Genomic DNA, 6691 nt, shown 5'->3' with positions numbered 1-6691 from the left:
TACCCGTCGTATTGTTCGAAATACAACCCTATTGAGCATCGCGTATTCCCGCATATCACCCGTGCCTGCAAAGGTGTTCCTCTGGAATCCGTTGAGATGGCACAGCACTACATAGAAAAAACAGAAACGACCAAAGGGCTGAAAGTGGTTGTAAGAATTATCGACAAAGTGTTCGAAACCGGGCGTAAATATGCCACTGAATTCAAAAAGAACATGGCCATTCAGTTCGATAAATTCTTGCCAAAATGGAACTATGTCGCCATGCCCTGTACCTGCTGAAATCGGGAAGTTATTCAGGGACTATTCCTAAGCTCCCCTGCTGTTTTTTCCACATACTCATTAAACGACACATACTCTTCAACGGGTTTAAACGATGATGGCGTCATTAATGGATGTGAAATTTTGGACTGGCATCCACACAACAGTGCAGTCAACAGTATTGGCAAAAGTAATGGCTTCATTGAGCAATAAGCACTCCGGATTCTGTGGTGGATGACAATACCCACTCTGCGGTTAAGAATTCGTTAAGACCACACCATCAAAACGAATTTAACACTAAATTAACTGAAAACTGACTAGTTTATATATAAGAGATGGATGATCAATCAAGGCAGTTATACGACAAAGGCGCATTCACCTGACTGATATAAATACCTTCCGTCGTACCTCACTATACGACGAAAGTATTCAAAAGACGCCTGCGTCTATTTCACAATTCGCCAGCACCGGTGAATGTCCTGTCGGCGCTGAAAATCTCTGTCGATGGTAGAGGTCGAGATATCTTCAACCTTAAACTGCACCTTCAACTCGTCGGCAAACTCAAACCGGCGGAAGTTGTTGGAGAAATACAACACGCCACCGGGTTTCAGCCTTGCCATCGCCAGCTGAATCAGTTTGACATGGGCTTCCTGCACATCGAACACATCCCGCATTTTCTTTGAGTTAGAAAACGTCGGTGGATCCATGAAAATTAAATCATAGAACCGGGAATCCTGTTTTAGCCACTCTTGACAGTCAGACTGTTCAAAGCGGTTTTTACGATCCACCAGACCATTGACCGCCATGTTCTTCCGCGCCCAACCCAAGTAGGTGTTCGACAGATCAACACTGGTGGTACTGGTTGCTCCACCCACCGCTGCGTGGATGGACGCCGTGCCGGTGTAACAGAATAGATTCAGGAAATCCTTCCCTTTTGCCTCCTCCGCGATACGCAGACGCATTTTGCGGTGATCCAGAAACAGGCCGGTATCCAGATAATCTTTCAAGTTCACCAATAAACGACACTGACCTTCCTGCACTTCCAGCATATCGCCGGATTGCTCCAGTTTTTCGTACTGTTTTTTACCGGATTGACGCTCACGACGCTTAAACACAACATGATTTTCAGGAATACCAAGCACACCGGGAATCACTTCCAGTGCTTCCAGCAAACGTTGATGAGCTTTATCTTCATCAATTGTTTTAGGCGCAGCGTATTCCTGCACATGCACCCAGTCACGATACACGTCGACGGCTACCGCGTACTCTGGCATATCCGCATCGTACAGGCGGTAGCATTGTATACTTTCTTTCTTGAGCCACTTGCCCAGTAACCGAAGGTTTTTCTTCAGTCGGTTGGCAAACATTTCACCGCCGGGGGTACTGGCTTTAAATTCTGACTTATGTTGAGCAATATTGGCAGACGTTGCGCCCGATGGTTCCGCCTGACGTTCACGAACATCATACAGGTAGAGTTTGCAAGACATCGCACCATTAAAGAGGGTGTAGTTTTTCCGTGGCCCCATTCCCAAACTACGGATCAACGCTTGAGAGGAGGTGAAAATCGCGGCCTGCCAACCCGGGGTTTCCTGCTTAATCTTCTCACCCAGTCGTTTATAGAGATAAACCAGACTGGCTTCGTCGCCCATTCGTTCACCGTAAGGCGGGTTAGCAATCAACAGACCAGGCGTTAACGATGGCTCAACTTTCAGACTGCCAAGCTCCTGCTGGCTGACAGAAATTAATTTGGCAAGACCGGCACGCTGAATGTTTGATCTTGCACGCCCGACAATTCTGGCGAGCCCTTCGTAACCTTCAATCTTTACTTGCGATGCGGCAAGGCCTGCGTCTCTGCGGGTACGTGCTTCTTCCAAGACGCTCAGCCACGTTTTTGGTACGTGCCCCATCCATTTATCAAAGCCATAACGGGTACGGAGTAAGCCCGGCGCCACATCAGCCGCCATCATGGCGCCTTCTATAAGGAAAGTTCCGGAGCCGCACATAGGATCAATCAGGGTGCCACCGGCTTTGGCAATCTCCGGCCAGCCAGCTCGGAGCAACAAAGCGGCCGCCAGGTTTTCTTTCAACGGGGCTTCGCCGGCTTCCAGACGATAGCCACGCTCGTGCAGGCTCTGACCGGAAAGATCGATACCAACAAACGCGGTTTTTCCGCGCGCATGTACGTTAATGCGAAGATCAGGTTTGCTGCTGACGGAAGGACGCCAGCCGTGACGATCCCGTAATTGATCGACAATGGCATCTTTAACGTACTGAGAACCGAACTTGGTATGGTTGATATCCGGAGTTTCGCCGTTGAAATCCACGCGGAAACTGGAACCCTGATCCAAATGTTCGTCCCATTCGAAGGATTGCACACCATCGTAGAGTTTATGCTTGGTGGAAGAATCCACTTCGCCCAAACGCAGAAGAATACGGCTGGCCAAGCGGGACCAGAGACAGGCTCGATAAGCCAGCTCTAAAGAGCCACCAAAGCTGACACCGGCAACGGTCTGGGTCACCTCACTGGCGCCCAGATCTTCAAGCTCCGTTGCCAGCAGGGATTCAACCCCTTTCGGGCAACTGGCAAATAATGTCAGCATGGATGTACTCATAACCGGTTTGTCCTGAATAACCGACCATCATCACCCTCAACGCAGCATTTATCCAATAAAGAAAAGAGGCTGTAAAACGGGGGAAGGTGTGAGTCGGGGGAAAAATCCGTCGATTCTATAAGATATCCAAGCTATGAAAAAGAAATCACCGGCGGAATTTAAAGATATTTACGGGCAAAGCTTCCCACGGCGAGCCGGTTTGATGATGGAATAAGTGTCATTAAGGCTACGGTGAACCGTGGCATGGAGCACTTCACCGTCACTGGCCGTAAATTCCAGCGCATAATTAGTGCCGTTAACCACTTGTGTTCTCACCTGATTAATACCCAGCAACTGCAAGTGTGTACTGAATTGCACCAATGCCATTTCAGTGGCTTTCCGCGCCTCTGGCGTCACTTTAGCCACCGACCAGCCGCCCGGAATGGATTCTGAACTGCAAACCGGATTGTTTGTGCCGCAAGATCGTTCTGTCGAGCATGCCGAAAGAAATAACACAGAAATGCCTAGCACTATCGAGGAAATACTGGATTTGCTCATCCTATTGACTCCTTCAGCCCTGCACCTGCTTGCAGCAAGGGCGTTTGATAAAACCACAGTCAGTCAATAAGACTAGTCGCCAAACATAATTAAACCAATTGAATTTAAAAGCGAATACTGACAACTACTCCAGCACTAAACGTAAGTACCTGCTTATATCTATAAAAGCTAAAGAAGTGAGGTTTTAGCCCTAAAATCCTCTTAATTTTCCTGACAAAGACGCAACAAATGAACAAAACTTAGATTGTTGACTTCCTCTGGGTAAACATTGCACATCACTTACTTAACCATTCTTTTGCGGAAAGTTTGTTTTGTGTTAACGTTTTTGTGGCAAGTTTGTTACAACGCTTAGGGCTGTATCAGGGTTCTAGTGACAGAACCTTACCCCAGAGAGCCATGGAGGCCGTCAAAACCAAATCAGCAAGAGGCACTTAACCATGTTGAAAAGACACAAAAGGGATAAAGCCGATAGAGCCTTTAATAAGGGATACCAGATAGGACTTTCTGGTCGTTCCAGAGACATCTGCCCACATCAGGAACCGGAGCTGCGTCAATCCTGGCTCACTGGCTGGCGGGAAGGTCGTGTTGACAATTGGGATGGTAAAACGGGCATTTCCAGCTTGGAGCGAATGTATAACTTCACCCCCGCTTCTTCTGCAAACTTATAAGCAATAAATACCGTATTCATACCGCCAGAGCTCCTTTCGGAGCCTGGCCACTCAATCAAAGAAATTTCCTTACAACGATTCAGCAGAATAAACCGCTTCCGCCGCTTCACGAATCAATTCAGGCCCTTTGTAAATGAAACCTGAATAGATCTGCACCAGGCTAGCACCCGCGTTGATCTTATCTGCCGCCGTACTCGCATCCATAATGCCACCCACACCAATAATGGGCAGTTTGCCGGACAACTCGCCAGCCAGTAACTTAATCACTTCTGTAGACTTCTGACTCAATGGCGCACCGCTCAATCCACCCGCCTCTTCCGCATTCGGGAAACCGTTTACGGCTTCACGATCGAGCGTCGTATTGGTCGCGATCACACCGTCCAGCTCGTGAGCCATTAATTCTGCCGCGACTTCAGCGATTTCGGCCTCACTCATATCCGGCGCAATTTTTACCGCCAAAGGCACATAACAACCAAATTCTTTAGCCAGCACTGCCTGTTCTTCTTTCAGAGCAGACAAAAGGCTTTTCAGTGCTTCGCCGTACTGGAGTTTTCTCAAGCCCGGGGTGTTTGGAGAAGAGAGGTTTACCGCGATATAGCCAGCGTGTGGATACACTTTGCGCAAGCAGGCCAGATAATCATTGTTAGCATCTTCAACGGCTGTAGAGAGATTTTTACCGATATTGATGCCAACCACACCCTTGTACTGACTCTTTCGAACATTGGCGATCAGGTGATCTACACCGTGATTGTTAAAACCCATTCGGTTAATCAGGGCTTCTTTCTCAGGAATTCGAAACATTCGCGGCTTTGGGTTGCCGGGTTGTCCTACCGGTGTCACAGTGCCCAACTCAATAAAACCGAAGCCGAGGCTTCCCAGGCCATCCATCGCATCGCCGTTTTTATCCAGCCCTGCGGCCAGACCTACGGGATTATCAAAGGTCAGCCCCATCACCTTTCTGGGCTTGGAGGGCACGCCTGGTGACAACAAACGGGTTACGCCTAACCGTTGCCCGGCGCCAATCATATCCATGGCAAAGTCATGGGCGGTTTCTGCAGACAGACAAAAGAGAGCACTGCGGGTCAATTTATACATAATCAGGAATCAGCCATTAACTCACCGGACAAAATTCTCGGGAGTATACACCTACCGCCCCAGCCTGTCTCAGGGAATCAAGGATTTCTGCTTTGGCTTTTGCCGTGAAAATGGCACATAGACAACAGCAACGAGAACACCATCAGAAACACCCCTGGCAACCAGCCCTCAGGAATGAAAAAGCCGACGACAAAAGAGGCGGGGATCAACAAACAGGTAAAACGATTAAAACCATGAAAGTACCAGTAAACACCCTGCTCATCATACAGCGCTTGAACATCAACACGTTGGAACTGCAGAAAATACCAAGCCAATAAAGTGCCAGCAATGGGCGCGAACAAGGTTCCAATTGCGGCCATATGATCCACATAACCACTGATCAGCTCCGGCATGCAAGATAATAAAGCCGCAATAATCGCCACTATGAACGTCGCTTTGGGTCGGCCAAGACCGCTAAACATATTACAAAGGCAAAGCCCGCCGGTATAAAGATTGATCACATTAATTGACCAGTTATCCAGAAAAATCACCGTCGCCATTAAAATAAGGATAAGCACGCCCGGATCCAACCTCGCCACGGTTTCGAAGGGATTAATACTTTGCAAACCTCCAGCGATCACAGCATAAACCCCAAAAGATGAGGCGAGCACTGTTCCAAGCAATGCGCCAGACAGCGATCCAACGACCAGCGCGCCAGCAGAACGGGTATATCGAGTAAAATCTGAGGCGTCCGTCATTATCGTGAAGAAGCTGGAAATCAGAGTATTTATCCAAACCAACGCCAACGCCCAGTCCCAGAACAATCCATCCTTATGAATCACAACTGATGGGGAGGCGCCAGCGCCGCCTTCAGTCATAACAAAGCCTATAAGAACAGCGAAAATGACTAATTTGGCCGGAAAGGCTACGCCAGACAACCATTTCAGAGAGTCATACCCAACCACGGCCACCGCTCCCTGAAACAGGGCAAAGACAAGAGATATGGACCAAATAGGTATAACGATCTCAAAGCAGTTTCTCAATATGGCTTCAATCGCAAGGGAGCCCGCTGCTGTTTGAAACGCAAACCAGTAAATTGAACACAGCAATCTGAGAATTGATGTAATCCAGCGGGAACCTCGAATGCCAAACACCACCCGACAGACCACTTGCCCTGGGATGCCGTATTTAACCCCGGCTAAAGAAAGCAGTAAAAATGGTATCATTCCCAACAATGTCGATAGTAACTGTATACCGACCACTGAAAAAAACGACAGGCCGGCCATCGCCATAAAACCAGAGGTGACGAGTGTGCCCGGATTAATAAAAAAATTACTGTAAATATTAAATAAACCAAAACTCACTTGAAACCATCGGTTTTATTTTGGTTTTGGCTTAACCGGTTTTCTGAGCACCTCTTCCTCCTCGTCAAGAGACGTCTTGGTATGGAGTCTGTCGGCTAACTCGACTGGTTTTTGGTTAATCTGCACGCAGAAGGCTTTGACATTCTTCACCAGTTCATCTTGGGTGCTATGACAATAA

6 protein-coding genes are annotated in these 6691 nt (G+C 48.1%); 2 read left to right on the top strand and 4 right to left on the bottom strand.

Going from position 1 to position 6691, the window contains the following annotated elements:
- A partial coding sequence (locus tag AKL11_RS20500; RefSeq protein WP_436404696.1) for an ISAzo13-like element transposase-related protein occupies positions 1–279 on the top strand: 279 nt, incomplete at its 5' end.
- Positions 280–704: 425 nt separating this feature from the next.
- On the opposite strand, the gene rlmKL is transcribed toward AKL11_RS20500, so the two are convergent.
- Together rlmKL and AKL11_RS25355 are read right to left on the bottom strand one after the other, a co-directional pair.
- Positions 705–2870, bottom strand: coding sequence for a bifunctional 23S rRNA (guanine(2069)-N(7))-methyltransferase RlmK/23S rRNA (guanine(2445)-N(2))-methyltransferase RlmL (gene rlmKL, locus AKL11_RS20495; RefSeq protein ID WP_095210579.1), 2166 nt, complete (start codon positions 2868–2870; stop codon positions 705–707).
- Positions 2871–3038: 168 nt separating this feature from the next.
- Entirely contained in the window at positions 3039–3407 is a 369-nt protein-coding gene (locus tag AKL11_RS25355; protein WP_067521462.1) for a cystatin family protein, read from the bottom strand.
- A gap of 437 nt (positions 3408–3844) precedes the next feature.
- On the opposite strand from AKL11_RS25355, the gene rmf reads away from it, so the two are divergent.
- Complete coding sequence (gene rmf, locus AKL11_RS24795; protein WP_425387597.1) at positions 3845–4075, top strand: ribosome modulation factor; 231 nt, start codon at positions 3845–3847, stop codon at positions 4073–4075.
- A gap of 69 nt (positions 4076–4144) precedes the next feature.
- Here the strand turns inward: rmf and AKL11_RS20485 are convergent, their stop codons facing one another.
- A complete protein-coding gene (locus AKL11_RS20485; RefSeq protein WP_067521458.1) occupies positions 4145–5170 on the bottom strand; it encodes a quinone-dependent dihydroorotate dehydrogenase in 1026 nt (341 codons plus the stop codon).
- Positions 5171–5247: 77 nt separating this feature from the next.
- Complete coding sequence (locus AKL11_RS20480; protein ID WP_067521455.1) at positions 5248–6513, bottom strand: purine-cytosine permease family protein; 1266 nt, start codon at positions 6511–6513, stop codon at positions 5248–5250.
- Positions 6514–6691: the final 178 nt, after the last annotated feature.

The organism is Endozoicomonas ascidiicola, assembly GCF_001646945.1.
Taxonomy (GTDB): Bacteria; Pseudomonadota; Gammaproteobacteria; order Pseudomonadales; family Endozoicomonadaceae; genus Endozoicomonas; species Endozoicomonas ascidiicola.
This window is presented reverse-complemented; position numbering and strand designations above follow the sequence as displayed.

What these genes read in the sequence shown, in the direction of transcription:
- AKL11_RS25355 (WP_067521462.1), bottom strand. Translation starts at nt 3,407, where the DNA reads ATGAGCAAATCCAGTATTTCCTCGATAGTGCTAGGCATTTCTGTGTTA.
- rlmKL (WP_095210579.1), bottom strand. Translation starts at nt 2,870, where the DNA reads ATGAGTACATCCATGCTGACATTATTTGCCAGTTGCCCGAAAGGGGTT.
- rmf (WP_425387597.1), top strand. Translation starts at nt 3,845, where the DNA reads ATGTTGAAAAGACACAAAAGGGATAAAGCCGATAGAGCCTTTAATAAG.
- AKL11_RS20485 (WP_067521458.1), bottom strand. Translation starts at nt 5,170, where the DNA reads ATGTATAAATTGACCCGCAGTGCTCTCTTTTGTCTGTCTGCAGAAACC.